Source organism: Rhodococcus sp. MTM3W5.2 (assembly GCF_001984015.1).
GTDB lineage: Bacteria > Actinomycetota > Actinomycetes > Mycobacteriales > Mycobacteriaceae > Rhodococcus_G > Rhodococcus_G oryzae.
Map to the genome: position 1 here is coordinate 3,339,976 of NZ_CP019572.1, position 26,095 is coordinate 3,366,070.

At 68.7% G+C, this 26,095-nt stretch carries 20 protein-coding genes, 6 pseudogenes and 1 riboswitch; of the genes and pseudogenes, 11 read left to right on the top strand and 15 right to left on the bottom strand.

Translation table 11 applies throughout. From position 1 onward, the window contains the following. Positions 1-4 precede the first annotated feature (4 nt). The 5 genes from BTZ20_RS28130 to BTZ20_RS15215 form a co-directional block, all read right to left on the bottom strand. Positions 5-754 carry a hypothetical protein gene (locus tag BTZ20_RS28130; RefSeq protein WP_223263355.1) on the bottom strand — a complete coding sequence of 250 codons (750 nt, stop codon included), beginning with the start codon at positions 752-754 and terminating at the stop codon, positions 5-7. Then, complete coding sequence (locus BTZ20_RS28135; protein ID WP_223263356.1) at positions 697-1,317, bottom strand: hypothetical protein; 621 nt, start codon at positions 1,315-1,317, stop codon at positions 697-699. The genes BTZ20_RS28130 and BTZ20_RS28135 overlap by 58 nt, the downstream gene beginning before the upstream one ends. Before the next feature lie 49 nt (positions 1,318-1,366). Continuing rightward, positions 1,367-2,419 (bottom strand): C40 family peptidase, encoded by a 1,053-nt coding sequence (locus BTZ20_RS15205; protein WP_077041950.1) that lies wholly within the window; start codon positions 2,417-2,419, stop codon positions 1,367-1,369. Positions 2,420-2,802: 383 nt separating this feature from the next. Further along, on the bottom strand, positions 2,803-3,399 hold the full coding sequence (locus BTZ20_RS15210; RefSeq protein WP_411269074.1) for an NlpC/P60 family protein: 597 nt from the start codon (positions 3,397-3,399) through the stop codon (positions 2,803-2,805). Then, positions 3,385-3,549: riboswitch (cyclic di-AMP (ydaO/yuaA leader) on the bottom strand. (Overlaps the previous gene by 15 nt.) Positions 3,550-3,675: 126 nt before the next feature. Continuing rightward, the gene (locus tag BTZ20_RS15215; protein WP_077041952.1) at positions 3,676-3,945 is read right to left on the bottom strand and encodes a hypothetical protein; all 270 of its coding nucleotides are present in this window, start codon (positions 3,943-3,945) and stop codon (positions 3,676-3,678) included. Between the two features lie 114 nt (positions 3,946-4,059). Between BTZ20_RS15215 and BTZ20_RS15220 the strand changes: the two are divergent. Both BTZ20_RS15220 and BTZ20_RS15225 read left to right on the top strand, forming a co-directional pair. After that, a pseudogene (locus BTZ20_RS15220) lies at positions 4,060-5,795 on the top strand (DEDD exonuclease domain-containing protein). 98 nt (positions 5,796-5,893) lie between these two features. Beyond that, positions 5,894-6,169: an Lrp/AsnC family transcriptional regulator gene (locus BTZ20_RS15225; RefSeq protein WP_077041953.1), complete on the top strand. Its 276-nt coding sequence runs from the start codon at positions 5,894-5,896 to the stop codon at positions 6,167-6,169. A 58-nt stretch (positions 6,170-6,227) separates the two neighbouring features. Here BTZ20_RS15225 and trpD read toward each other — a convergent pair. Beyond that, positions 6,228-7,261, bottom strand: a pseudogene (gene trpD / locus BTZ20_RS15230) (anthranilate phosphoribosyltransferase). A gap of 45 nt (positions 7,262-7,306) precedes the next feature. Beyond that, positions 7,307-7,788, bottom strand: a pseudogene (locus tag BTZ20_RS15235) (hypothetical protein). A 126-nt stretch (positions 7,789-7,914) separates the two neighbouring features. On the opposite strand from BTZ20_RS15235, the gene BTZ20_RS15240 reads away from it, so the two are divergent. The 4 genes and pseudogenes from BTZ20_RS15240 (at position 7,915) to BTZ20_RS15255 (ending at position 12,273) form a co-directional block, all read left to right on the top strand. Then, positions 7,915-8,526 (top strand): heme-copper oxidase subunit III, encoded by a 612-nt coding sequence (locus BTZ20_RS15240; protein ID WP_072754055.1) that lies wholly within the window; start codon positions 7,915-7,917, stop codon positions 8,524-8,526. A gap of 72 nt (positions 8,527-8,598) precedes the next feature. Beyond that, complete coding sequence (locus tag BTZ20_RS15245) at positions 8,599-9,441, top strand: cytochrome c (protein ID WP_223263802.1); 843 nt, start codon at positions 8,599-8,601, stop codon at positions 9,439-9,441. Continuing rightward, positions 9,438-10,556: pseudogene (locus BTZ20_RS15250) on the top strand (ubiquinol-cytochrome c reductase iron-sulfur subunit); the annotation flags it as partial. The gene BTZ20_RS15245 and the pseudogene BTZ20_RS15250, both read left to right, overlap by 4 nt. 13 nt (positions 10,557-10,569) lie before the next feature. Continuing rightward, the gene (locus tag BTZ20_RS15255; RefSeq protein ID WP_077041954.1) at positions 10,570-12,273 is read left to right on the top strand and encodes a cytochrome b; all 1,704 of its coding nucleotides are present in this window, start codon (positions 10,570-10,572) and stop codon (positions 12,271-12,273) included. 111 nt (positions 12,274-12,384) lie between these two features. On the opposite strand, the gene BTZ20_RS15260 is transcribed toward BTZ20_RS15255, so the two are convergent. Next, positions 12,385-13,296, bottom strand: a complete 912-nt coding sequence (locus tag BTZ20_RS15260; RefSeq protein ID WP_077041955.1) for a LysR family transcriptional regulator — start codon at positions 13,294-13,296, stop codon at positions 12,385-12,387. A gap of 119 nt (positions 13,297-13,415) precedes the next feature. Here BTZ20_RS15260 and BTZ20_RS15265 point away from each other — a divergent pair, with 119 nt between their 5' ends. Together BTZ20_RS15265 and BTZ20_RS15270 are read left to right on the top strand one after the other, a co-directional pair. Then, positions 13,416-14,255, top strand: a complete 840-nt coding sequence (locus BTZ20_RS15265) for an NmrA family transcriptional regulator (RefSeq protein ID WP_077041956.1) — start codon at positions 13,416-13,418, stop codon at positions 14,253-14,255. A 5-nt stretch (positions 14,256-14,260) separates the two neighbouring features. Beyond that, positions 14,261-14,878, top strand: coding sequence for a DUF1772 domain-containing protein (locus BTZ20_RS15270; protein WP_083742946.1), 618 nt, complete (start codon positions 14,261-14,263; stop codon positions 14,876-14,878). On the opposite strand, the pseudogene BTZ20_RS15275 reads toward BTZ20_RS15270, so the two are convergent. The 3 genes and pseudogenes from BTZ20_RS15275 to BTZ20_RS15285 form a co-directional block, all read right to left on the bottom strand. Beyond that, positions 14,862-17,225: pseudogene (locus tag BTZ20_RS15275) on the bottom strand (sulfatase-like hydrolase/transferase). The gene BTZ20_RS15270 and the pseudogene BTZ20_RS15275 overlap by 17 nt on opposite strands. Before the next feature lie 204 nt (positions 17,226-17,429). Then, complete coding sequence (locus BTZ20_RS15280) at positions 17,430-17,846, bottom strand: cytochrome c oxidase subunit 4 (RefSeq protein WP_027500069.1); 417 nt, start codon at positions 17,844-17,846, stop codon at positions 17,430-17,432. Positions 17,847-17,894: 48 nt separating this feature from the next. Further along, positions 17,895-18,965 carry a cytochrome c oxidase subunit II gene (locus BTZ20_RS15285; protein WP_077041958.1) on the bottom strand — a complete coding sequence of 357 codons (1,071 nt, stop codon included), beginning with the start codon at positions 18,963-18,965 and terminating at the stop codon, positions 17,895-17,897. Between the two features lie 204 nt (positions 18,966-19,169). Here BTZ20_RS15285 and asnB point away from each other — a divergent pair, with 204 nt between their 5' ends. Continuing rightward, a complete protein-coding gene (asnB, locus tag BTZ20_RS15290; protein ID WP_077041959.1) occupies positions 19,170-21,095 on the top strand; it encodes an asparagine synthase (glutamine-hydrolyzing) in 1,926 nt (641 codons plus the stop codon). 73 nt (positions 21,096-21,168) lie between these two features. Here the strand turns inward: asnB and BTZ20_RS15295 are convergent, their stop codons facing one another. The 3 genes from BTZ20_RS15295 to BTZ20_RS15305 form a co-directional block, all read right to left on the bottom strand. Continuing rightward, a complete protein-coding gene (locus tag BTZ20_RS15295; RefSeq protein ID WP_077041960.1) occupies positions 21,169-22,134 on the bottom strand; it encodes a carbohydrate kinase family protein in 966 nt (321 codons plus the stop codon). A 217-nt stretch (positions 22,135-22,351) separates the two neighbouring features. Further along, a complete protein-coding gene (locus BTZ20_RS15300) occupies positions 22,352-22,720 on the bottom strand; it encodes a HesB/IscA family protein (protein ID WP_027500065.1) in 369 nt (122 codons plus the stop codon). Between the two features lie 167 nt (positions 22,721-22,887). Further along, positions 22,888-23,964: a glycerate kinase gene (locus tag BTZ20_RS15305; RefSeq protein WP_077041961.1), complete on the bottom strand. Its 1,077-nt coding sequence runs from the start codon at positions 23,962-23,964 to the stop codon at positions 22,888-22,890. Positions 23,965-24,079: 115 nt separating this feature from the next. On the opposite strand from BTZ20_RS15305, the pseudogene BTZ20_RS15310 reads away from it, so the two are divergent. Beyond that, a pseudogene (locus BTZ20_RS15310) lies at positions 24,080-24,736 on the top strand (DUF3043 domain-containing protein). A 10-nt stretch (positions 24,737-24,746) separates the two neighbouring features. Here the strand turns inward: BTZ20_RS15310 and BTZ20_RS15315 are convergent. Next, a complete protein-coding gene (locus tag BTZ20_RS15315) occupies positions 24,747-24,971 on the bottom strand; it encodes a hypothetical protein (RefSeq protein ID WP_077041962.1) in 225 nt (74 codons plus the stop codon). Between the two features lie 84 nt (positions 24,972-25,055). Here BTZ20_RS15315 and BTZ20_RS15320 point away from each other — a divergent pair, with 84 nt between their 5' ends. Further along, positions 25,056-26,030 carry a GlxA family transcriptional regulator gene (locus tag BTZ20_RS15320; protein ID WP_077041963.1) on the top strand — a complete coding sequence of 325 codons (975 nt, stop codon included), beginning with the start codon at positions 25,056-25,058 and terminating at the stop codon, positions 26,028-26,030. The last annotated feature ends 65 nt before the right edge of the window (positions 26,031-26,095 follow it).

The following is a 26,095-nucleotide window of genomic DNA, read 5'->3' on the forward strand; positions in this document are numbered from 1 at the left end:
GCTCTCAGTCGAGGCCCTCTGCGACCCAGCGGCCCCAGTCGGTCACGAACTCGGACGCGGAGAGCCCGACGGCCTCGTGCAGCTTCACATCGAGCTCGTGGCTGTCGACGGGTCCGGTCGCCAGGTCCACGTAGAGCTCGCGCAGCGTCGGCTCGTCGAACCGGTCGGCGACATAGGCCGACACGGACCAGGCCAGCTCGTACGCCGCCTGAGCTCGCTCCCCGCCCGCCATGAAGTCCGCGTCGACGGGCAGCCGCGTCGGGGGCCCGTGCGCGACGACCGCCGCCGCCAGGATCGGCGCGGCCCGACCGACGGGAGCTTCGGCATCGCGGTGACCGGCGTAGTCCGCGAAGCCCTCCAGCATCCACATCGGCGATCCGTCGGTGGTCGCCGCGCGGGCGGCCACGTGGGTGAGCTCGTGGCGCAACACCGAGTGCCTGGTGTCCTCGTCGAGTCGCTCCGACGCGGCCGGGCTGAACACGACGCGCTGGCCCGTCGCGGAGTCGGACCCGGGCTCGACGACGTCCGAGACCGCGACCGCGGCGATATCGGAGCCGCTGTGGTCCACTCCGACCTGTTCCGTGAACTCCTCCTGGGAGGAGCTGACGACCACCAGCGCTCGCTGCGACCAGTCCGGGCCCCACAGTTCGGTCACCGAGGACACCGCGTCCGCGAGGTCCGCCGCGATCGCGTCGATCAACTCCTCCTGATCGGAGTGACCGAGTACCACCGACGAGTGCGAACCGGTCTCCACCTCTCGCACGACGACCGGACCGAAATCCCAAGGGCCCCGCCAGGTATGGCGTCCGTACTCGGGGAGTGACCGATCGGAGACCAGGGTCCAGTTCTCCCCCGCCTTGCGACGATCAGCGAGACGGGCTTGCGCGTGGAACCGGCATCCGCGCCCTCGATGGCGTAGCGCAGGTACGCGGGCACCGCCCACACGTCGGTGGCGTCGAGCTGCTCGGCCAGGTCGGTAGGGACCGGGGTCTCGGGGTCGGATCCGATCTCGTAGCCCCAGTCCGCCAACGGCACCGCGGCGAGATGTTCGCTGCGGCGGATCTCGGAGGCGAGGAACTCGGGCGCAGCGGCGCGGTCGAACAGCGCGGCGAGCGCGTCGGTGTCACCACCCCTGACCGCGCCCGCCCAGCGGTTCAGGAGATCCTGAACACCCGCGCGGCGCGCCTGTTCGTACGGATTGGCGCTGGTGGCGCTGTCGGAACCACGAGGATCCGGCTCGGCCGGCTGCGACCGGGCCGTCAACACACCGACCGCGACGACGGCAAGCAGCAGCCCCCGAGCGCAGCCGCCTCCCATTTCCGGATCCGACGCCGTGGCTGCCGCGGCGGGACGTCCGGTACGCCGTTCAGTACCTTCTGGCGCCGTAGAACGGGTACGCGTCCATCGGCGCGACCTTGACCGGAACACCGAAGGTGGACGCGTGCAGGATGTTGCCGTTGCCCGCGTACATGCCGACGTGCGAGATGTCGGGGTAGAACAGCACCAGGTCGCCCGGCTGCAGCTCGGAACGCGAGACCGGGATCCCGCCCGCGGCCTGTGCCTGGCTCGAACGCGGCAGCGTCTTGCCGACCTGCTTGTAGGCCCACACCATCAGGCCGGAGCAGTCGAAGGAATCCGGACCGGTTGCGCCCCAGACGTACGGCTTGCCGACCTTCGTCATGCCTGCCTGCAGCGCGCCGGAGTTCGACCCGGGCACGAGCCCCTTGAGCAGCGTCTGCGGATCGAAACCGGGAGGGAACGGGCTACCGGCGAGGGTGGCCCGCTCCGAACCGCTGAGCGCGCCGAACGCCTGGGTCACCTGCGCGATCTGGGCCTGCAGGTCGCTCTGCTTGTTCTGCAGGTCGTCGCTGATCGACCTGGCCTGCTCGGTGGCGGTGCGGGCGGCGTCGGCGGACTGGCGCGAGGCCTCGGCCGCGGTGGCGGCCTCGTCGGTGGCCTGCTTGAAGTGGCCGACCTGGGCCGCGGTGTCCTCGGAGAGCACGCTGAGCGTGGACATCTGGTCGAGGAGTTGCTGCGGGGAATCGGAGACCATCACCGCGAACAGTCGATTGACGCGGGCGCCCTGGTAGCTGGCCGTCGTGAGCTTGTCGACCGCGGGCTGGAACTGCGCGATCCTGGCCTTCGCCTCGGTCAACAGGTTCTCGTCGGCGGCGTGCCTGGACTCGGCGTCGCGCTGGACGGCGGTCTTGGACTCGAGGTCGATCTGGGCGTTGTGCAGCGCCTCGCTGGTCTGCTCGGACGTGCGGGAGAGTTCGGAGAGCTTCTCTAGCGCGGCCGTCGGATTCTCCAGCGCGGGATCCGCGGCTGCGGTGCCCGCGGGGACCACAACTGCTGCGAGGGACAGCAGGCCCGTTGCCAACACTGCGCTGGTGGATCGCTTCAGTCTCTGTGACGCCACGAAAGCTGGTACTCCGTTCTTCCACTGCCCGTCGGCCGGATTGGCCGGCGGGTCGGGCTGGGAAGATCAGCCCTGCCCCACGAACCGAGGTCCGAGCGGGAGATGCACCCCGGCGACTCCGTCCCCGGTGCCGGACCGGCGCCTGCGGCGCCCGGATCCAGCGTGGTGGTGACCTCCGATGCCGCGCCGGGTGACGCGGCAAGATTTCGGAAGGTCTCAGACAGGTTACGGAATGGCATACGACGATGTCCACCCAAACTGCCGAGGCATTTTGCGCTCACCCCGGGAGCCGAGCGACAGCCACAGACCCACCGACGAAAACGTGGTGGGCCCGAACCGTCAGAGACGGTTCGGGCCCACCACGAGGGGTTCGTGCGCGGCGCTCAGTAGCGGCGGGCGCCGTCCATCGGCATGGACGACAGCGGCGCGCGCTTGACGGGGGTACCGGAGGTCGCGGCGTGGATGACCTCGCCGTTGCCCGCGTAGATGCCCGAGTGCGAGCCACCGTAGAAGGAGACCACGTCGCCCGGCTTGAGGGCGGAGGTGGAGACCGGCGTACCGGCCGAAGCCTGGTCGTAGCTGGTGCGCGGCAGGTTGATGCCTGCCTGCTTGAAGGCCCACTGCACGAGGCCCGAGCAGTCGAAGGAGTCCGGGCCCGAGGCGCCGTACACGTAGGGCGAACCGATCTTGCTCGCGGCGGCCTGAACGGCCTTGTCACCTGCGGAGACCAGCGGCGCGGGGGCCGGCGCACCGGGCGCACCGGGCAGGGCCGGGAGGCCGGGGACCTGGATGGTCTGGGCAGGCACACCCGGGATGTCGAAGGTTCCGATGCCAGAGATCGTGACGGGCTCGGCGAGGGCCGGGCCGGCAGAAACTGCGATGGCACCGAAGGTCAGCGCGCTGGCAACGGCAATGCGTCGCACCGAACGCTGGGTAGTGGATGAAGCCACGAGAAGGGGTACTCCGTTTCTTCCGTTCATCCGCCGACCGAGTTAGCTGACGGGTTCGGGCTGGGAAGATCAGCCCTACCCGGCGGCACGCATATCGCGCTCCGACGGGATTCACCCCAGAGAAACTTGGGTTCCCGGCACGATCGCTCTCACGAGTGATCGATTAGGCGGTACCTGGCGATGCCGCACCGGATGGTGTGGCAAGACTCCGCTAGGTCTCAGGAAGATTACGAAAGCGTCGAGCGCCTGTCGACCCAACACGCCCGACCAATCGGCCGATTCGGACATATCGCCCATAAATGGGCGCTAGGCCACTCCCGGGTCACGGACAGATAACGACCGACCGGTCTGCGTGGCATCCGCGGCGCGCACCAACCGAAGCCTCGGCACCAGCCCGACATCGGCGAGCACGTCCAGAGCGACCCGTTCGTCCTGCTCAATACTGATACGGGCCGACCCCGCCGAGTCCACGGCCCGCTCCCCCGGCCGGACGCCTGGCGGACCGAGCAGCACCGTCACCACACAGTCGCCGCACGCGGTATTGCGAACCTCGCAGTCGTTGCAATCGACAATCACTGTGATCCTCGTCTCTACCGGTGGCCTCGCGGCGTTTCGGAAGCCTCTGCGACGGAAACTAGCGGCGCGGTCCGACACGGACTGCGCGACGGCCGCGACCAATGGGCCCTGTCGGTGGCCGCCCCTAGCCTCAGCCGGGTGAGCCCGCAGAGTCCGCCCAACGCCCAGCTGAGCTTCGACGAGCTCGATACCCCACTGCGGGACACCACCTTCGTCGTCGTGGACCTGGAGACCACCGGCAGCGCGCCGGGCGAGGACGCGATCACCGAGATCGGTGCGGTCAAGATCCGTGGCGGCGAGGTCATCGGCGAGCTGTCCACCCTCGTCGATCCCGGCCGCTCGATGCCCCCGTACATCGTCGAGCTGACCGGTATCACCTCCGCCATGCTGATCGGGGCACCGCGAATCGAGCGGGTGCTCCCGAGCTTCCTGGAGTTCGCACGCGGCGCCGTCCTTGTCGCCCACAACGCACCATTCGACATCGGCTTCCTCAAGGCCGCCACGGCCCGCTGCGAGCTGCCCTGGCCACCGTTCCAGGTGTTGTGCACCGTCAAGCTGGCCCGCCGGGTGCTCGGCAGGGACGAGGCCCCTCGGTGAAGCTCTCGGCCCTGGCCGCCCTCTTCGACGTCAGCACCAAGCCCACCCACCGGGCCCTCGACGACGCCAGGGCGACGGTGGACGTGCTGCACGCACTGATCGAACGGGTCGGCAACCTGGGCGTGCACAGTTACCCGGAGCTGGTCGACTACCTCCCCAACGTCTCCGCCGCGCAGCGCGACAAGCGCGGGTTCGCCGCGCACCTCCCCCGCACCCCCGGCGTCTACCTGTTCCGAGGCCCGTCCGACGAGGTGCTCTACGTCGGCACCGCGGTCAACCTGCAGCGCCGGGTGCGCGGCTACTTCACAGGATCAGAGACCCGTGCACGGATGAAGGAGATGGTGGCGCTGGCCACCAGGGTCGACCACGTCGAGTGCGCGCACGCCCTCGAGGCATCGGTGCGCGAACTCCGGCTGCTTGGCGCGCACGCCCCTCCCTATAACCGGCGCTCGAAGTTTCCCCGCCGGGCGTGGTGGATCACCCGGACCGCCGAACCTTTCCCACGGCTCGCGATCTCGCGCACCGCGACCCCCGACGCCCTCGGCCCGTTCGGTTCCCGAACGGATGCGGCCGAGGTCGCCGCGACGATCGCCGACATCTGCCGGATCAGGACGTGCACCAAGAGAATTCGCGACGACCAGCCCCACGGTCCCGACTGTCCGGACAGTGCGGTCGGCGGTTGCCCAGCCGGGGGCACGCCACAGAGCGCGGCCGAGTACCGCCATGCACCGGACACCGCCTACGCGCTCTTCCGCGGAACAGACGATGCGCCGCTGCACGGGCTGCGTGCCCGGATCGAAGAACTCGCCCTTGCCGAACTGTTCGAGAGTGCCGCGCGGCTCCGTGACCGCACCACGGCCCTTGCGCTCGCGCTCCGCCGGGCTCAGCGCCTCGCGAGCCTCGCCGCCGTCGACGAGCTGATCGCCGCGCGCCCCTCGCCTTCCGGTGGCTGGGAGCTGGCGGTGATCCGGGCAGGCAGGCTCGCCTCCGCAGGGATGGCGGAGCGCGGAGTGCCGCCGATGCCGGTCGTCGAGGCGTTGACCCTGTCGGCCGAGACCGTGATCGAGGAGCAGTCACCGCTGCGGGGCGCCACGGCGGGCGAGGCCGGGCTCATCGCCGGCTGGCTCGAGACGCCGGGAGTCCGGATCGTGCGCGCGAGTCACGGATACGCCGAACCCGCCCGCGGTGGTGGCGGCTGGCTGCAATGGTGCGCGGTGGCGCGGGGCGCCGCCGCCGCGGCAGGCACCGCCTAGGGTGACAGGGGAAAGAACAGAGTCGGACGCCCATCTGAGGACAAGGACCCACACGGCCCTTCCCTATAGATAGGACGCCACCGCAGCCAAGGAGCGAGATGATCAACGCCATCGTCCTCATTCACGCCAAAGCGAACCGGATCCCGGAGACCGCGCAGGCGGTGGCCGACATCGCCGGGGTGTCCGAGGTCTATTCGTGCGCGGGCGACGTCGACCTGATCGCCATCGTGAAGGTCCGAGACCACGCCCAGATCGCCGAGGTGGTCACCGGCGCGATCAACAAGGTGGACGGCGTCGAGCAGACGACGACCCACATCGCCTTCCGCTCCTACGCCAGCGCCGACGTCGAGGCCGCCTTCTCCATCGGCGAGTGATCCGGGTCGGGGACCGCCGTTCGGTTAGACCGACGGCGGTTCCCGCACCCGGCGGGCGTCAGTCCGCCAATTCGGTGGAGACCGCGACCCAGCGGTCGAGCAGCGCAGCCGCGTCGCCACTGTCGATCGCGCGTACGGCCCGCTCGAGGCCCGCACGCAGGGCGCTGTCGAGCTCACCCGACAGACCACTGTGGGCGGCGATCGCGCCCGCCGCGTTCAGGATCACCGCGTCGTGCACGGCACCCCGCTCGCCGGCGAGCACCGCCCGCGCGATCACCGCGTTCGCCTCGGCGTCCCCGCCACGCAGGGCCGACAGCGGCACCCGCTCGATCCCCAGCGCCGTCGGATCGATGCTGTCCTCGCGCACCTGCCCACCGGACACGACATACGCCGTGCTCGTGGTCGACGTGGTGATCTCGTCGAGTCCGTCGTCGCCACGCACCACCAGTGCGCTGCTGCCCCTGCGCGCCAGGACCCCGCCACCACGGGCTGCAGGTCTGCGAAGGCACAGCCGATCAGGCCGGCTCGCGGCCGCGCGGGGTTGGTCAGCGGCCCCAGCACGTTGAACACCGTCGGGATGCCGATTTCCTTGCGCGGACCCGCGGTGAACCGGAACGCGGGATGAAAGGTCGGCGCGAAGCAGAACCCGATCCCCACCTCGCGCACGCACCGCGCAACGGCGTCCGGGCTCAGGTTGATCCGGACTCCGAGCGCCTCGAGCACGTCCGCGCCGCCGCTCTTCGAGGACGCGGCCCGGTTTCCGTGCTTGACCACCCGGATGCCCGCGGCAGCGACCACGACCGAGGCCATCGTGGAGATGTTGACGGTCTGCTGCCGGTCACCGCCGGTGCCGACGACATCCACCGCGTCACCGTCGACATCGATCGTGCGCGCGTGCGCGAGCATCGCGTCGGCGATGCCGGTCACCTCGGACGGGGTCGGGCCCTTCATCTTCAGGGCGATGCCGAACGCCGCGATCTGCGCGGAGGTGGCGTTGTCCGACATGATCTCGTCCATCGCCCACGATGCGGTCCCCGGATCGAGATCGCGTCCGTCCGTCAGCGCACCGAGCACCTCTGGCCAACTCCCCATCGCAACCGCCTCTTCCGTCGCCGTCAGCACAATCGAAGACGAAGCTTAGTCAGTACGGGCAACCGGATTCCGCGGCGGCTGCAGCGCATCCCATCCGAGGACACGGCCACCCGCGCGCTGCGCCAGCCCCGCCATCCGGGAGCGCTCCTGCGAACAGTGCAGCGCGTCGAGGACCTGCACCCGCTGCAACACCAACCCACCAGTTCCTCGGCCCCCGGTTCCGCCGCCACCGGGTCGACCCCCTGCGGCGCGGGCGCGTCCGGCGCCGCGACGGTGTAACGGTCCTGCCCTGCGAGCTCGACCGCGCCCTGCACCTGATCCGCGGGCACCCTCAGGTGGTGCCGTAGGACCGCGTCCTCGTCCGCGATCCAGCCGGGCTCCGACCCCGCCGCCCGCTCCAGCGCCCTGCTGCACGCCTCGGCGTCGTCGAAGCTCGATGCCACCACCACAAGATCGCTCCGCGTCGCGTCGAGCGGCACCGCCCTACGTCGCCCGAACCGCTTGCGCCACCACCGCACTCGTTCCATGACACCAGCCTCGCATGCCCGCCTACCTGCGCAATCAGCGACCGCGCGTAGCGTGTGCAGGGCCGCGACGCGCCAACACCGGACCCGGGTTCCCTTCTCTTACGACAAGGCGTCATACTTCTGTGCGTGACGAGCGCAGTAGGGACCCAAGGATCCGCAATCACCCAGCGCGTGCACTCGCTGAACCGGCCGAACATGGTCAGCGTCGGCACCATTGTCTGGCTGTCCAGCGAGCTGATGTTCTTCGCCGGCCTGTTCGCGATGTACTTTGTCGCGCGCGCGCAGGCGGACGGACACTGGCCGCCGGAGCCCACCGAGCTGAACCTCGGCCTCGCGGTGCCCGTCACCGCGGTGCTGGTGGCTTCTTCTTTCACCTGCCAGATGGGCGTCTTCGCCGCTGAGCGTGGTGACGTCTTCGGGCTGCGCCGCTGGTACACGATCACCCTGGTCATGGGCATCATCTTCGTGCTCGGCCAGGCGTACGAGTACTACCACCTGGTTCACGAGGGCACCACGCTCGCCAGCAGCGCGTACGGCTCGGTCTTCTACATGACGACCGGCTTCCACGGCCTGCACGTGATCGGTGGTCTCGTCGCCTTCGTCTTCCTGATCGCGCGTACCAAGGTCAGCAAGTTCACCCCGGCACAGGCAACGGCCGCGATCGTTGTCTCGTACTACTGGCACTTCGTCGACATCGTGTGGATCGGCCTGTTCGCCACCATCTATTTCATCCGTTAAGAAGCTGAACGCAGTTCACAGCCCAAGCCCGTTCAGTCCGTCCCGCGAGACCAAAGGGATACAGATGAGTTCATCCCCCCTTCAGCAGCCGCCGGTAGCGCGTCTGCCACGAAAGCCCGTCGGCAGCGAAAGTTCCGGCGGCGCGTCACCGGCGCCATGGTCCTGATGATGGGCCTTGTCGGTGCCGGTTTCCTCGCCGCGGCGCTGACACCGACTCCGCAGGTGGCCACCGCGTCCGACGATTCGGCAGCGCTGATCCGCGAGGGTAAGCAGCTCTACGACACGTCCTGCATCACCTGCCACGGTGCGAACCTGCAGGGTGTCCAGGACCGTGGACCGAGCCTCATCGGCGTCGGCGAGGCCGCCGTCTACTTCCAGGTGTCCTCCGGCCGCATGCCTGCTGTGCGTAACGAGGCCCAGGCCCTTCGCAAGCCGCCGAAGTTCGACACCAAGCAGACCGACGCCCTCGGTGCCTACATCCAGGCCAACGGCGGCGGTCCGACCGTGGTCCGGGACGAGAACGGCGAGATCGCCCAGTCGTCGCTGCGCGGCGACGACGTGGCCCGCGGCAGCGAGCTGTTCCGCCTGAACTGCGCCTCGTGCCACAACTTCACCGGTAAGGGCGGCGCGCTGTCCTCCGGCAAGTTCGCCCCGCCGCTGGAGCCGGCGAGCGAGCAGCAGATCTGGCAGGCGATGGCCACCGGTCCGCAGAACATGCCCAAGTTCTCCGACCGGCAGCTGAGCCCGGACGAGAAGCGGGACATCATCGCCTACGTCAAGTCCGCGACCGAGTCCAAGAACCCCGGCGGCTACGGCCTCGGCGGGTTCGGCACCGGCCCCGAGGGCATGGCCATGTGGGCCATCGGAATCGTTGCGGTTGTTGGCGCAGCACTCTGGATCGGAGCAAAGTCATGAGCGACGCCGGTCACGGCGATACGCCTAAGAAGCACACCGAGGAAGAACTCGCCGCGATGAGTCGCGACGAGCTCGTCGAACTCGGTACCAACCTCGATGGCGTCGACATCGCATTCCGCCGCGAGCGGTGGCCCGTCAAGGACACCAAGGCGGAGAAGCGTGCCGAGCGGAGCGTGGCCATCTGGTTCACGATCGCCGGCATCTCTGCCCTCGCGTTCATCGGGATCTACCTCTTCTGGCCCTGGGAGTACAAGGGCATGGGCGAGGAGGGCTACAACGCGTACAACCTGTACACGCCGCTGATCGGCCTCACCATGGGTCTCGCGATCCTCGGTGTCGGTATCGGCGCGGTGCAGTTCACGAAGAAGTTCATCCCCGAAGAGGTCTCCATCCAGGACCGCCACGACGGCGGCTCGCCTGAGCAGGACCGCAAGACGATCGTCGCGGAGCTGAGCGACACGCTCGACACCTCGACCATCGGTCGTCGCAAGCTGATCACCCGCAGCCTCGGCTTCGGTGCGGGCGCCCTCGGCATCATGGCGATCATGCCGCTCGGCGGTCTGATCAAGAACCCGTGGGCGAAGGGCGACAAGTCCGACCTGTGGACCTCGGGCTGGACCCCGACGTTCCCCGGCGAGACCATCTACCTGCGTCGCTACACCGGTCGCACCGACGACGTCGTCCTTGTCCGCCCGGAGGATCTCGACGCGGGCGCCATGGAGACGGTCTTCCCGTTCCGTGAGTCCGAGCGCGGCAGCGAGCGCGCCCTGGCACACGCCCTCAAGCGCGCCGACAACCCGGTCATGCTCATCCGCCTGCGGACCGAGGATGCCAACAAGGCCGTCAAGCGCAAGGGCCAGGAGAGCTTCAACTTCGGCGACTACTTCGCGTACTCCAAGCTGTGCACGCACCTCGGTTGCCCGACGTCGCTCTACGAGCAGCAGACCAACCGGATCCTGTGCCCGTGCCACCAGTCGCAGTTCGACGCTCTCCAGTACGGAAAGCCGATTTTCGGTCCCGCTGCTCGCGCACTGCCGCAGCTGCCGATTACAGTGAATGAAGAGGGCTTCCTGGTCGCCAACGGCGACTTCGTCGAAGCTCTCGGCCCGGGATTTGGGAGCGTCCTTCATGACAGTGACAGACAACCAGTCCAAGGTCTCCGCTCACGCCGCCAAGGCGGCCGAGGGCATGGACTCTCGGTACCACCTTGCCGCGGGCATGCGCAGGCAGATCAACAAGGTCTTCCCGACCCACTGGTCCTTCATGCTCGGCGAGATCGCGCTCTACAGCTTCGTAATCCTGCTGATCTCGGGTGTCTACCTGACGCTGTTCTTCGACCCGTCGATGGCGGAGGTCGTCTACGACGGCGCCTACCAGCCGCTGCGCGGCGTCGAGATGTCGCGGGCGTACGCCACGACACTCGACATCTCGTTCGAGGTTCGCGGCGGCCTGTTCGTCCGCCAGATCCACCACTGGGCCGCGCTGATGTTCGCCGCGTCGATCATCGTGCACCTCCTGCGCATCTTCTTCACCGGCGCGTTCCGTCGCCCGCGTGAGGCGAACTGGGTCATCGGCTGCCTGCTGCTGATCCTGGCGATGTTCGAGGGCTTCTTCGGCTACTCGCTCCCCGACGACCTGCTGTCCGGCACCGGCCTCCGCGCCGCGCTGTCCGGCATCACGCTGAGCGTCCCGGTCGTCGGTACCTGGCTGCAGTGGCTGATCTTCGACGGCGACTTCCCCGGCCAGCTGATCATCCCGCGTCTGTACGTGGCACACGTGCTGCTGCTGCCGGGCATCATCCTGGCGCTGATCGGAGCGCACCTGGCGCTGGTCTGGTACCAGAAGCACACGCAGTTCCCCGGCCCCGGCCGCACGGAGCAGAACGTCGTCGGCGTCCGCATCCTCCCCGTCTTCGCGATGAAGGGCGGCGCGTTCTTCGCCTTCACCTTCGGCATCCTCGCGCTGATGGGTGGCCTGCTGCAGATCAACCCGATCTGGAACCTCGGCCCGTACAACCCGTCCCAGGTGTCCGCGGGCGTCCAGCCCGACATCTACATGATGTGGACCGACGGCATGGCGCGTCTGTGGCCGGCGTGGGAGATCTACCTGTGGGGCACCTACACGATCCCGGCGGTGTTCGCGGTCGCGATCATCATGGGCCTGGTGTTCACGGTGCTGATCGCCTACCCGTGGATCGAGAAGAAGTTCACCAAGGACGACGCTCACCACAACCTGCTGCAGCGTCCGCGCGACGTTCCGGTGCGCACCTCGCTCGGCGCGATGGCCCTGATGTTCTACGCGATCCTGACGATCATGTGCATCAACGACATCATCGCGTACAAGTTCGACATCTCGATCAACGCGACGACGTGGATGGGCCGCATCGGCATCATCGTGCTGCCGCCGCTGGCGTACTTCTTCACCTACCGGTTCTGCCTTGGCCTCCAGCGCAGCGACCGCCAGGTGCTCGAGCACGGCATCGAGACGGGCGTGATCAAGCGTCTGCCGCACGGTGAGTACGTCGAGGTCCACCAGCCGCTCGGACCCGTGGACGACCACGGCCACCCGATCCCGCTGGAGTACCAGGGCGCCGCGATCCCGAAAAAGATGAACAAGCTCGGTTCGGCCGGCAAGCCCGGCTCCGGATCGCTGCTCGTCGCGGATCCGGCCGACGAGGCCGCGGCACTGCTCGCGGCCGAGCACAAGAACGAGCACGACCAGATGGCGATCCTCAAGGATTACCAGGACAAGGCCCACGGTCACGGCGCGTACGCCGACGGCCAGAAGCCGCTCACGGATGGCGAGAAGCCGTCCACGGACGGCGGCCACTGACCTCGGTCAGAACCAGACGAAGGCCCCGAACCCATTGGGTTCGGGGCCTTCGTCGTTCCGGTGGCCCGGCGCCAACACCGCTCCCCCATGGCACGCCCGATGCGCTGCCGCTCACCCCTCCAGCAGCGGGTTTCCCCTGGCCGCCACGAAATCCTGTGCCGCCTCCGCGAAGGCGCGGATCCGGCTCGTCTGACCCGCTGCCCGCCAGATCAGTCGCCACTCGAGGGCGGTGCCGTCGACAACAGGCACGTACGTCACGTCCGGGCGCGCGTCGTATCGGCTGGCGTGGGTGGGCACCGGGAACACGCCCTGCCCGGCCCCGACCAGCGCCAGCATCTCCTGAACAGTCCCGAAGTCGGGTCCGCGTTCGATGACCCTGCCACTCGGAGTGGTCCGCGGCACCGTGGCCTCGTCGAGATCGTCCGGGATTCCGCGGGGCCGCAACACCTTCGCCCGGGCGAGGTCCTCGATCGTCACCGATTCCAGTCGCGCGAACGGGTGCCGGGCCGAGACCGCGAGTGACGGCTGCTCGCGCAGCAGCACCGGGCTCTGTTCGAGCTCCCGGACGTGCCCGACATCGGCCGCCGCGACCAGTCCGTCGATGTCGTCGCTCAACAGCAGCCCGACACCGTCGCTGTAGTGACTCTCCCGGATCTGGACCCGGCACCCGGGGTGCCGCTCCTGGAAGGTGGTCGCGACCTCGAGCACGAACTGTCCGAGTGCGGTCCCGACGAATCCCACCCGCAGCACGCCGTCGAGCCCCCGCCCGGCGGCGATCGCCCTGGCGACGGCCGCACGGATCTGCTCGTCCGCGGGCCTGAGGTCCTCCTCGAGCCGTCGGCCGATCGGGGTGGGTGTCACCCGGCGGCTTGTCCGCTCGAACAGCGGGGCGCCGACGCGGCGCTCGAGCGCCTTGATGGTCTGACTGACCCGGGCGGTGGACACGTGCAGTCGCTCCGCTGTGCGGCCGAAGTGCAGCTCCTCGGCAAGGGTCAGGAAGATCTCGATGTCGCGCCGCTCCATGCGGCAACCCCCTTCGTTTAGCCACAGGTTAACGATTCTTGCGCAAACAGCCGTTGTTGGCGACCTTCCCCTGAGCGATCGTAATGGGGACAACAACATTCGACCGGCAAGGAGATCCCATGAACGTCCATACACCCAACCCCGCAACCCTCGTCCTCGGCGGCACGGGCAAGACCGGTCGCCGCGTCGCGCAGCGGTTGACCGGCCTGGACCTGCCGGTACGCATCGGTACCCGCTCGGGCGGTGTCCCGTTCGACTGGGAGGACACCGCGACCTGGGAGCCGGCGCTGGAGGGCATGACGGCGGCGTACATCTCCTACTACCCGGACCTGGCGGCCCCCGGCGCGGTGGAGGCCATCGCCTCGTTCTCCGAGTTGGCGGTTGACCGCGGTGTGCGGCGCCTGGTGTTGCTCTCGGGCCGGGGCGAGATCGAGGCGCAGGCCTGCGAGAAGGCACTGACGGATTCGGGCGCGGACACCACGATCCTGCGGGCGAGCTGGTTCGCCCAGAACTTCAGCGAGGGCTACCTCCTCGATCCGATTCTCGCCGGCCAGGTGTACCTGCCCGCCGGGGACATCCCCGAACCGTTCGTCGACGTCGAGGACATCGCGGACGTCGCCCTCGCCGCGCTCACCCAGCCCGGGCACGCCGGCGAGATCTACGAGCTCACCGGGCCCCGCGCGATCACCTTCGCGGAGGCCGTCGCCACGATCGCCACGGCCGCCGGTCGGACCATCGACTACGTGCAGGTGCCAGCCGAGGACTTCGCCGAGGGACTCGCCGCCGAGCAGGTGCCCTCCGACGTCGTCGAGTTGCTGATGTATCTCTTCACCACCGTCCTCGACGGACGGAACGCGGAGCCGGGCGACGGGGTCCGGCGAGCACTGGGCCGCGCGCCGCGCGACTTCGCCGAGTACGCCTCGGCCGCAGCCGCCGCCGGTATCTGGAACGTGGGGTGACCGTGATGAACTCCAAACTCCTCCAGACGATCACGTTGCTCGGCGCAGGCGTCACCGCCGGACTCATGGCGGGACTGTTCGCCGCGTTCGCCTATGCGGTGATGCCGGGCCTCGGCCGAACCGACGATCAGACCTTCATCTCGGCGATGCAGAAGATCAACGTGGCAATCCTCAACGGCTGGTTCATGATCTGCTTCCTCGGCGGGTTGGTGCTCACCGTCGCGACCCTGTTGCTCCACCTGCGGTCCGCCCGCAGCGTGCTCCCCTGGATCATCGCCGCGCTCGTGCTCTACGTCGCGATGCTCGTCATCACCGCCGCCGTCAACGTCCCCCTCAACGACGAGCTGGCTCGGGCGGGCGACGTCATCGCCAACCCCGACGTGGTGCGCGCACAATTCGAATCCCGCTGGGTCACATGGAATATCGTGCGGGCAGTCGTGAGCACCGCGGCCTTCGCGGCGCTCGCCTACGCCCTGGTGGTGCACGGGCAGGCGACCGCCACCGACACGAGCGCGTCGGCCGCGGCCGCCGGACACACTGCCCCTGCAGCGTGGATGTACCCGACCGATCAGGTCGGCAACGGCGGAAGCCCTAGCCTGCCTGCCGTCACTGACGGGAGGTAGCGACCCGGATGACCTCCTCCGGGTCGATGAGATGGGAGTGGTCGTCGTCGCCGACCTCGATCTGCACGACGTCGATGCGACCGTTGAACCTGGTTTCTCCCGAGTACCCGACGCTGACCGGCATACCGTAGTCGTCGCCGATGTCCGTCGTCTCCTCCGCGGAGAAGACCATCGGCTGTGTCTGCTCCACCCGCCCGGTGCCGACGGGGCGGCCATCGTGGTACAGGGTGACGTCGCCGCCCTTCGCGAGGGCGCCCCCGTCGTACGCGAACTCGGCGCGGATCTGATGACCACCCGAGGGAATGTCCTCGGTCGCCTCGATCGTGAACTCCCTCATGCCGAGCAGGTTGTAGACGAACGCGGTTCGCCCCTCCTTCACGTACAGGGCCCACCCGCCGAAGCGACCACCCTGCGCGATGACGACACCGTTGGTGGTGCCGTTCGTCGCCGTCTCGACCGCCGCGGTCACCGAGAAGGATCGGTTCTTGATGTCGATGACGCTGTGTTCGCTCAGCCGCTTCATCCCGGGAAACAGCACCTGCCTGTTGCCCGAGACCAGTTGGGGGCGACCGGCGATGGTCGGGTTCAGTCGTTCGAACCGGCGATCGTCGATCGGCAGCACGTTGTATTTCACGGCCTCGATCAGCCACAGCCGCTGCAACTCGGCAAGTTTCTCGGGCATCTCGGCGGCCAGATCGTGGGCCTGGGTCCAGTCGGTGGCGCCGTCGTAGAGCTCCCACACGTCGTCGTCGAGCGCGGGCAGGACCTCATTCGGCAGCCAGGGGTGCTGTGCCGGGTGACCGCGCTCCAGCCCTTGTGGTAGATGCCCCGATTGCCTGCCATCTCGAAGTACTGCAGGTCGTGCCGCTCCGGCGCGGCCGCGTCGTCGAAGCTGTACAACATGCTGGTGCCCTCGATCGGGGCCTGCTGCACACCGTTGACGAACGTGGGCTCGGGCAGCCCGGCTGCCTCGAGCACTGTGGCCGCGACGTCGATGACGTGGGTGAACTGAGAACGGATCTCGCCCTTGCTGTTGATCCCGTCGGGCCAGTGCACGATGGTCCCGTTGCGGGTACCTCCCCAATGCGAGGCGACCTGCTTGGTCCACTGGAAGGGTGAGCACATCGCCCAGGCCCAACCCACCGAATAGTGGTTGTAGGCCTCCACCGTGCCGAGTTTGTCCTTGACGTCCGCCATGAACTCAGGGGTCTCGATCGCGGCGAGGCCGTTGAAGTTCGCCATCTCGTTGAACGCCCCGTTCAGCGTTCCCTCGGCGGAGGCCCCGTTGTCGCCGATGATGTAGTAGATCAGGGTGTTCTCGAGCGCCCCCATCGCCTCGATCGCGTCGACGACGCGGCCGACATGGAAGTCGGTGTGCTCGAGGAACCCCGCATACACCTCCATCTGGCGTTCCAGCACCGACTTGAGCGCCTCGTCCATGTCGTCCCATGCCGGGATCGCGTCGGGACGGGCGGTCAGTTCGGCGTCGGGGGCAGCAACTGTTGCTGCTTCTGCCGATCGAGGATGGATTCACGCTGCGCGTCCCAGCCGCCCGCGAACCGGCCCGCGTATCTGTCCGCCCATTCGACCGGCACGTGGTGCGGGGCGTGGGTGGCGCCCGGGCGAAGTAGACGAAGAACGGCTTGTCGGGCGCGAGCGATTTCTGGGTGCGCACCCAGTCGATCGCCCGGTCGGCCAGGTCCTCGGTGAGGTGGTAGCCCTCCTCCGGTGTCCGGTCCGGCTCGACCGGCGCGAAACCGTCGTAGAGCGCCGGGAAGTACTGGTTGCTCTCGCCCCCGATGAACCCGTAGAAATACTCGAAGCCGCCACCGCCGGAGGGCCAGGCGTCGAACGGGCCGACCGGCGAGGTCTGCCAGGGCGGCACCTCGTGGCACTTGCCGAACTGGGCGGTGGAATAGCCGTTGAGTTTCAAGGTCATCGGCAGCGCGGCCTTGGTGTTGGGACGGAGCCCGGACGAGCCCGGCGCCGAGGTCGCGGTCTCGGTGATCATGCCCATCCCGACCGAATGGTGGTTACGGCCGCTGAGCAGCGCGGCGCGGGTCGGCGCGCACAGCGCGGTCGTGTGGAACCGGGTATAGGTGAGTCCGTCGCGCTGCAGACGTTCGGCGGTCGGCGTGTTCGCCGGTCCCCCGAAGGCACTACTGGCGCCGTATCCCACGTCGTCGAGCAGGATCACCAGGACATTCGGAGCACCCTCCGGCGGAAGCAGCGGCTCGATCGGCGGGAACGCGGTGTCCGGATCCTTCGCGTCGTAGGTCGTCAGACCGATGTGCTGCCGGTCCGGAATCGGAAGAACCCCTCGGTACTCGCCCGCTCGATCCACCATGGCTACTCACATTCCGTTGTCACCCATCGGAACGCCCGTCGGCCCCGCGTCGGAACCGCCGACAGCGCCTTGCCCGTCCGACGATATCGCCGAACACACGGGAACGACGACGAATCGAATGGGCGGACTCCCGAGCCGAAACGGCGAGGGCGCCGAACCCCGTGTGGGATTCGGCGCCCTCGCCGTGCTCAGGTGTGATGCGGCTCAGTGCTTCTCGGGTCCGACGTGGTACTCGAAGACCAGGCCAACGGCGGTGGCCAGGATCAGCGCCACGCCGACCACGATCAGCCACGGCTGGAAGAAGGCCAGCGCGACCGCGGTGAAAGCCGCCGCGAAGGCGAGCAGGACAGGCCAGTAGCTGCCCGGGCTGAAGAAGCCCAGGTCGCCCGCGCCATCCGAGATCTCGGCGTCGTCGTAGTCCTCGGGGCGGGTGTCGAGTCGACGCGCCACGAACCGGAAGTACGTCCCCACGATCAGGGTCAGTCCGGCCGACAGCACGATCGCGGTCAGTCCGGCCCACTCGACGCCGGTGCGCGAGGCGGCGGTGAAGACGCCGTACACGATCGCGACGAGGATGAAAAACACCGTCAAGATCTCAAAGAGCTTGGCTTCGATCTTCATTTCAGCAAGTCCTTCAGCGGTTGATGGGTCTGGGTGCCGTCGGCACTGCTACTGGTATTCGCCCTCGAGGACGGTGGTGGCCTGCCGGTACGTCCGCTCCGTGTTGAACGGCTGCGTGGACGTGGCGACCGGCGACTCGCCGATCTTCGCGAGCGCCTCGGCTGTGGTCAGCGCCTGTCCGCCCTCGTCGAGCGGCTTGCGCAGCTCGATGTACTCGGCGAACTTCTCCGGGCTGACCGCGCGGACCTCGAAGTTCATCATCGCGTGGTACGTGCCGCACATCTCGGCGCAGCGGCCGACGAACGCGCCTTCCTTCTGGATCTCGCTGATCTGGAAGACGTTGTCGGAGTGGTTCTGCTCCGGGTTCGGCATGACGTCGCGCTTGAACAGGAACTCCGGCACCCAGAATGCGTGGATGACGTCAGCAGCGTTGAGCACGAACTCGATGCGCTTACCGGTCGGCAGCACGAGGATCGGGATCTCCGTGCTGGATCCGACGGTCTCGATCTTGTCGAAGCGCAGGTAGGAGATGTCGTTCGCGGACTTGCCCGCGTTCGGCGGCGGAACCTCTTCGCCGCGGAGCACCTGCTCGCCTGCCGGCTCCTCGGCGTACGCCTGCGCGGCGACGTCGACGCCGTCGTACTTGGCACCGCCCTCACGCAGGTCGATGCTGCGGTAGCCGAACTTCCAGTTCCACTGGTACGCGGTCACGTCGACCACCACGTTCGGGTCGTCCTTCTTCTCGTGGACGTAGTTCTGCACGACCACGGTGAAGTAGAACAGCACGGCGATGATGACGAACGGCACCGCGGTGTAGAAGAGCTCCAGCGGGACGTTGTAGGCCGTCTGCCTGGGGAACTCAGGAGAGTCCTTCTTCTTCCGGTGGAAGATCACCACCCAGAAGGTCAGGCCCCACACAATCACGCCCATGAACAGGGCGGCGATGACCGACCAGGTCCACAGTTCACGCATCCGCTCAGCCTGCGGGGTAATGCCCGACGGCCATCCGAACCGAAGCACCGAATTGTCGATCGAACATCCCGACAGCAGCATGGCAGCAAGGCCCAAAGATGCTGCGAGCCCTGCTCGTCGAAGGATCCGACTCTGCGCCACGTTCACGCCTTCCTGATCGCCGCAATGAATAAGGGCAGCCCCAGCCGGACGCCCGAATACTACGCAGCGTAGACCAAAGCTGGCGCCTCTCCACCGTCGGGTCACAACATCAGTTCCGCGAGTCTGCGGCATACTCGGCAGAGTTATTCGGCAATCCGCTGCATACCAGTGTGGAGCCTTCCCCAAGAGCGAATAGAGGTATTGGACGCCGTGTGCGGACTGCTCGGGCTACTGACCTCCTCCGGCACCACCGAAGACGCGGTTTCGCGCGTCGACTCGGCGATGCACTGCCTGCGGCATCGCGGGCCGGACGAGCACGGAACCTGGAACGACGACGACCTGATCTTCGGCTTCAACCGGCTCTCGATCATCGACATCGAACACTCGCATCAGCCGCTGCGCTGGGGCCCGCCGGAGAACCCGACCCGGTACGCGCTGACCTTCAACGGCGAGATCTACAACTACCTCGAGCTGCGGGCCGAGCTGGCCCGGGATCACGGTGCCCAGTTCACCACCGAGGGCGACAGCGAGGCGATCGTCGCGGCGTTCCACCACTGGGGAGCCGACGCGGTCCGCCGGTTGCGCGGCATGTTCGCGTTCGCGATCTGGGACACCGAGACCAAGGATCTGTTCCTGGCCAGGGACCCGTTCGGCATCAAGCCGCTGTTCCTGGCGACGGGCACCGGCGGCACCGCGTTCGGCAGCGAGAAGAAGAGCCTGCTGGAGCTGACCGAGCTGATCGGCGTCGGCACCGAGCTCGATCCCCGCGCCACCGAGCACTACACGGTGCTGCAGTACGTGCCGGAGCCCGAGACGCTGCACGCCGACATCCGTCGCCTCGAGTCCGGCTCCTATGCCTGGGTGCGGGCAGGCGAGGCGCCGCGGATCACCCGCTACTTCACCCCGAAGTTCCCGGCGAAGCCGTTCACCCCGGGTTCCGAGCAGGCCCGCTACCAGGAGATCGCCGAGGCCCTCGAGGACTCCGTCGCCAAGCACATGCGTGCGGACGTGACCGTGGGGTCATTCCTGTCGGGCGGCATCGACTCCACCGCGATCGCGGCCCTGGCCATCCGGCACAACCCGAACCTGATCACCTTCACCACCGGGTTCGAGCGCGAGGGCTACTCCGAGGTCGACGTCGCCGCCGAGTCGGCCGCCGCGATCGGCGCCAAGCACGTGGTCAAGGTCGTCAGCCCGACGGAGTTCGCCAACGCGATCCCGGAGATCATCTGGTACCTCGACGACCCGGTCGCCGACCCGGCGCTGGTACCGCTGTACTTCGTGGCCAAGGAGGCCCGCAAGCACGTCAAGGTGGTGCTCTCGGGCGAGGGCGCGGACGAGCTGTTCGGCGGCTACACCATCTACCGCGAGCCGCTCTCACTCAAGCCGTTCGAATACCTGCCCGCTCCGCTGCGCCGGGCCGCAGGCAAGCTCTCCGACCGGATCCCGGAGGGCACCCGCGGCAAGAGCCTGCTGCACCGCGGCTCGATGACGCTCGAGGATCGCTACTACGGCAACGCGCGCAGCTTCAGCGACGCCCAGCTGAGGGCCGTGCTGCGCGACTTCCGACCGGAATGGACGCACCAGGACGTGACGGCGCCGATCTACGCGCAGTCGCGGGACTGGGACCCGGTCGCCCGGATGCAGCACCTGGACCTGTTCACCTGGATGCGCGGCGACATCCTGGTCAAGGCCGACAAGATGACGATGGCCAACTCACTCGAGCTGCGGGTGCCGTTCCTCGACACCGAGGTCTTCGAGGTGGCGTCGCGGGTGCCGCTGGAGCAGAAGATCACCAAGACCACGACGAAGTACGCGCTGCGCCAGGCGCTGGAGGGCATCGTCCCGCCGCACGTGCTGCACCGCGCCAAGCTCGGCTTCCCCGTTCCGCTGCGGCACTGGCTGCGCGGCACCGAGCTGTTCGACTGGGCGCACCAGCAGATCGCGGACTCGCAGACCGACCACATCTTCGACAAGGCGGCGGTCACGGCGATGCTGAACGAGCACCGCGACGGCGCGTCGGATCACAGCCGCCGGCTGTGGACGGTGCTGTGCTTCATGGTGTGGCACGGCATCTTCGTGGAGAAGCGGATCGTGCCGCAGATCCAGGAACCGGTCTACCCGGTCCACGTCTAGAGGCGCTTCGCGCCCGTGCGCGGTTGACGAGTCCTGAGGCTCGTCAACCGCGCACGGGCGGCGTAGCCGCCTGCTACTTCAGCAGGGCGCCGATCTCGTCCGCTGCGTCGGTGCCGTAGGCCTCGGCAAGGCGCTTGACCGCGTCGTCGCGATCGAGGGTCCATTCCTGGGTGCCGACGGTCTCGAGCACCAGCACCGCCACCAGCGAGCCGAGCTGAGCGGACCGCTCGAGGCCGAGGCCCGCGCTCTGTCCGACCAGGAATCCGGCGCGGAAGGCGTCGCCGACGCCGGTGGGATCCACCTTCGCCTTCTCGGGCACGACGCCGACGCGGACCCAGTTGCCCTCGCGGTCCACCATCTCGACGCCCTTGGCGCCGAGCGTGGTCACCCGCAGTCCCACCTGCTCCGCGACCTCGGTCTCGGTGAGCTCGGTCTTCTGCAGCAGCAGGCCCCACTCGTACTCGTTCGTGAACAGGTACTTCGCGCCGCCGATCAGTTCCTTCGCCTCCGCGCCGGACAGCCGGGCGAGCTGCTGCGAGGGGTCGGCCGCGAACGGCAGCCCCAGCTCGCGGCACTGCTCGGTGTGCCGGATCATCGCGGCGGGGTCGTTCGCGCCGATCAGGACCAGCTCCACGCCCTCGGCCAGGCCCTCGAGGGAGATCTCCCTGGCCTCGCTCATCGCGCCGGGGTAGAACGACGCGATCTGCGCCATGTCCTCGTCGGTGGTGCACACGAAGCGCGCGGTGTGGGCGGTCTCGGAGACGTGCACGGAGTCGCAGTCGACACCGGCGGACTCGAGCCAGGCGCGGTACTCGGCGAAGTCGGCACCGACCGCGCCGACGAGCAGCGGGGTGCCGCCGAGCACGCCCATGGCGTACGCGATGTTGCCGCCGACACCGCCGCGCCGCACCACCAGGTCGTCGACCAGGAAGCTCAGCGAGATGTGGCTGAGCTGGTCGGCGAGGAGCTGGTCGGCGAAGCGCCCGGGGAACCGCATCAGATGATCGGTGGCGATGGAGCCGGTGACCGCAATTGTCACGCGCAGAGACCTCTCAGTAGTTCGTCGATACCGCGGCCATGTCCGTCGGCCGCGGCACTAATGTGCCGCAAAACTGCCACGGTACCGGCACGTCGCCGCCGCGGCGACCAGAGCACCCTGGCGGGTACCCCCGGATACGACTCTGACGCGGGCCCACGTGGGGCACCGCGTCAGAGGTGTCGACGGACTCACGCGACGCGGACGTCGCGGGGTCGGATCAGTTGAACGAGTCTCCACAGGCGCAGGAGCCGGTGGCGTTCGGGTTGTCGATCGTGAAGCCCTGCTTCTCGATGGTGTCGACGAAGTCGATCGAGGCGCCCTCGACGTACGGCGCGCTCATCCGATCGACCGCGAGGCTGACGCCACCGAAGTCGACGACCAGGTCACCGTCGAGGTTCCGGTCGTCGAAGAAGAGCTGGTAACGCAGTCCGGCGCAGCCGCCCGGCTGCACGGCGATGCGCAGCGCGAGGTCGTCGCGACCTTCCTGGTCGAGCAGCGCCTTGGCCTTCGACGCGGCGGCGTCGGTCATGGTGACCTTGTGCGCCTCCGTCTCGACCGGAGCTGTCGTCTCGTTCTGCACAGTCATGGGCTCTCCCTGTTCGCTCGTACCAAACCCGTGAACGCTTCAACGGTACTCTGCCGTGCAGTATTCCTGACGGGGCCGACGACCATGACGGCGCCGTCGACATTGTTCCGGGTCGGACTGCCTCCAGTGTGCCGCGCCGCGCCCCTACCGCGCCACCAGCGGCCGTGTCATCGCCCATCCGGCGGCCACTGCCGGGCCACCTTCTCGGTCAGTGCGCGCAGCTGACCAGCCGCATCGGACATCGCCAGTCGCACCGAGCCGGCGTGGTCGGACACCGAGTACACCGCGCCCAGGCCCGCTGCCTCGGCCGCGCCCGCATCGAGCTGCACCTGACCCGCGATCACCACGGTCGGCACCCCGTGCCCGGCCGCCGCCTCAGCGAGGGCGATCACCACCTTGCCGCGCAACGACTGGTGGTCGAACCGCCCCTCCCCGGTCAGCACCAGGTCGGCGGACGCCAGGAGCGACTCCTGCCCGGTGTGGGTCGCGACCACGGCGGCCCCCGATTCCCTCGTCGCGCCGAGCGCCAGCAGCGCCGCCCCGATCCCGCCCGCAGCGCCCGCACCCTCCTCGTCGGCCACCCGTTTCCCCGCGGCCGACTCCAGCACCCGCGACCACTCGGCGTTGCGTCGCTCCAGGACCTCTACGGCCGCGGCGTCCGCACCCTTCTGCGGCCCGAACACCGCGGCGGCGCCGTGCTCACCGAGCAGCGGGTTCCGCACGTCGGTGGCGGCGACCAGCCGGATCCCCGCCAGCCGCTCCCGCGCGGACGCGACGGCCGCGCGGTCGGTCCCGCCGCCGAGAGCCTCGACCAGTCCCCTGCCGCCGTCGGTGCAGCCGCTGCCGCCGAGCCCGACCACCACCGTGGTGGCGCCCGCGTCCACGGCCGCGGCGATCAGCTGCCCGACACCGCGACTGTGCGCGGCGACCGCGGTGCGCGGATCCGGCGGTCCGCCGAGCAACGCCAGTCCACAGGCCTGTGCCGATTCGAGGTAGGCGGTGTCACCGGCGGCGAGCCAGCACGCCCGCACCCGCTCGTCGAGCGGGCCGTCGACGGTCACGGCGACCGGCTCGCCGATCCGGGCCGCGAGCACGTCGACGAAACCGGGTCCGCCGTCCGACTGCGGCGCCAGGACGGGCTCGTCGTCGGGCCTGCCCGCGGACCAGCCGGCCGCCATTGCCGCGGCGGCCTGTACCGCGGTGAGGGTGTCCCCGAACGAATCCGGCGCGATCAGCACTCGCATCGGCCGAGTGTAGGACCGGCGGCGCCGCCCGGCAGCGCGGCGCGGGGCGACCCCGTGTCCATCCCGACGGGACGGGCGCGGGTCGATGCACACGCACGGCAAGTAACCTGAGGGGGTGAAGCTGCTGCGCCGAGGAAACTCCGACACCCCGACAACGGCGACCATGAGGTCGTCGAGTCGACCGCGGTCGAACTGACCTCCTCCACGTCCGAGACCGAGGGCAAGGGCAGGCCGACCCCGAAGCGACGCGAGGCCGAGAGCAAGCGACGCGGCCCGGTCGCGCCCGCGCCGCTGACCGCAAAGGAAGCACGGGCTCGCCGCAAGCAGAATCAGGGCAGCAAGGAGGAGCGCAAGCAGGCCTCCGCGGAGCGCCGGGCGACCGCCGCCGATCGGCGCGCCCGGATGCTCGCGGGTGAGGACAAGTACCTGCTGCCCCGCGACAAGGGCCCGTGCGCGCCTACGTCCGCGACCTCGTCGACTCCCGCAGGCACCTGGTCGGGCTGTTCATGCCGCTGGCGCTGCTGCTGATCATGGCGATGTTCCTGAGCCCCGCGATCCAGTCGATCGTGACGCTGGGCATGTTGGTGCTGATGTTGTTCATGCTGGCCGAGGGTACATCATGGGCCGCACCATCAATCGGCAGGTCCGCGAGAGATTCCCCGACACCATGGACGGTGGCCTGAAGCTGGGCTGGTACGCGTTCGTCCGGGCCTCGCAGATCCGGAAGATGCGGGCGCCGCAGCCCCGGGTCTCCCCTGGCGACGCGGTCTAGTCGGTACCTCTCAGCTGTGCGGCGCCCGGTGCCGCACGGCCTGGAGGTCGGCGAACATCCGTTCGGCGTCCCGATCGACGACGTTGACGGAACCCGCGGCGGCGTCGGGCCGAAAGTGGTTGAACCGGTACCGCCGGATGCCTGCAGGTTCCCGGTCCCGGCCGCGGCGGGCGACCGCCACGAAGACTCCCTGCAGCGCGATCATCAGCAGGACGAGCGCAATGAGTGTGGTCATGGCTGTAATTTTGCGGCCATAGATTTGCCGCCAACAGTGGCAGCAATGACATAGTTCGTCAATATCGCGCCATATACTGTGCTCATGCTGTCCTCGGTCGCGGTACTGCTCGTCGACCACGCCGCCATGTTCGAGTTCGGCGTGGTCTGCGAGGTGTTCGGCGTCGACCGCACCTCGGCGGGCCTGCCCGCCTTCGACTTCCGGGTCTGCGGCCCGGAGGCTGGGGTGCCCCTGACCTCCGTCACCCCCGGTATCTCCATCACCCCCGAGCACGGCCTCGACGGACTGCGCGGGGCGGACCTGGTCGCGATCCCGGCCTCCGCGACCCGCACCGACTTCCCGCCCGCCGTCGTCGCGGCGCTGCGGGAGGCCGCCGACGCGGGCGCCACCGTGCTCACGGTCTGCTCGGGCGCGTTCCTTGCCGGGGCCGCGGGACTGCTCGACGGACGCAAGTGCACCACCCACTGGGTTCACGCGGACGAGCTGGCCCGCGCCTTTCCCACCACCACCGTCGATCCGGACGTCCTCTTCGTCGACGAGGGCGACCTCATCACCAGCGCGGGCACCGCCGCCGGGATCGACGCCTGCCTGCACCTGGTCCGGCGCGAACTCGGCAGCGCCGTCGCGAACACCATCGCGCGACGCATGGTGGTACCGCCGCAACGGGACGGCGGCCAGCGCCAGTTCATCGAGCGGGCCGTGGTCGACTGCGCCGACGACAGCATCACCGACACCCTGCGATGGATGAGCGAGCACCTCGACGCCGCCCACAGCATCGAGAGCCTGGCGGCGCGGTCGACGATGTCGACCCGCACCTTCGCTCGGAAGTTCGCGGCCGAGACCGGGACCACCCCGGTCAAATGGCTGACGACGCAACGGGTGTTGCTGGCCCAGCAGCTCCTCGAGGAGACCGGCTACGGGCTCGAGGAGATCGCGGGTCGCTGCGGGTTCGGGTCCGGCGCGCTCCTGCGCCACCACTTCCACCGGCAGGTCGGGCTGGCTCCCGCCGACTACCGCCGACGGTTCGGCGACCGCGCCCCTGCCGTTGGTACCGTCTAGCCCGTGCCGTCCCCGCCCCGCAGCCGCCGCTACGCACCCTCGTGCTCGGCGGGGCACGATCCGGC

Bases quoted from the DNA above. Each gene is read 5' to 3' on its own strand.
- BTZ20_RS28135 (WP_223263356.1), bottom strand. From the start codon at position 1,317: ATGGGAGGCGGCTGCGCTCGGGGGCTGCTGCTTGCCGTCGTCGCGGTC.
- BTZ20_RS15210 (WP_411269074.1), bottom strand. From the start codon at position 3,399: ATGAACGGAAGAAACGGAGTACCCCTTCTCGTGGCTTCATCCACTACC.
- BTZ20_RS15225 (WP_077041953.1), top strand. From the start codon at position 5,894: ATGATCAACGCCATCGTCCTCATTCACGCCAAAGCGAACCGGATCCCG.
- BTZ20_RS15255 (WP_077041954.1), top strand. From the start codon at position 10,570: ATGACAGTGACAGACAACCAGTCCAAGGTCTCCGCTCACGCCGCCAAG.
- BTZ20_RS15260 (WP_077041955.1), bottom strand. From the start codon at position 13,296: ATGGAGCGGCGCGACATCGAGATCTTCCTGACCCTTGCCGAGGAGCTG.
- BTZ20_RS15265 (WP_077041956.1), top strand. From the start codon at position 13,416: ATGAACGTCCATACACCCAACCCCGCAACCCTCGTCCTCGGCGGCACG.
- BTZ20_RS15270 (WP_083742946.1), top strand. From the start codon at position 14,261: ATGAACTCCAAACTCCTCCAGACGATCACGTTGCTCGGCGCAGGCGTC.
- BTZ20_RS15280 (WP_027500069.1), bottom strand. From the start codon at position 17,846: ATGAAGATCGAAGCCAAGCTCTTTGAGATCTTGACGGTGTTTTTCATC.
- BTZ20_RS15300 (WP_027500065.1), bottom strand. From the start codon at position 22,720: ATGACTGTGCAGAACGAGACGACAGCTCCGGTCGAGACGGAGGCGCAC.
- BTZ20_RS15305 (WP_077041961.1), bottom strand. From the start codon at position 23,964: ATGCGAGTGCTGATCGCGCCGGATTCGTTCGGGGACACCCTCACCGCG.
- BTZ20_RS15315 (WP_077041962.1), bottom strand. From the start codon at position 24,971: ATGACCACACTCATTGCGCTCGTCCTGCTGATGATCGCGCTGCAGGGA.
- BTZ20_RS15320 (WP_077041963.1), top strand. From the start codon at position 25,056: ATGCTGTCCTCGGTCGCGGTACTGCTCGTCGACCACGCCGCCATGTTC.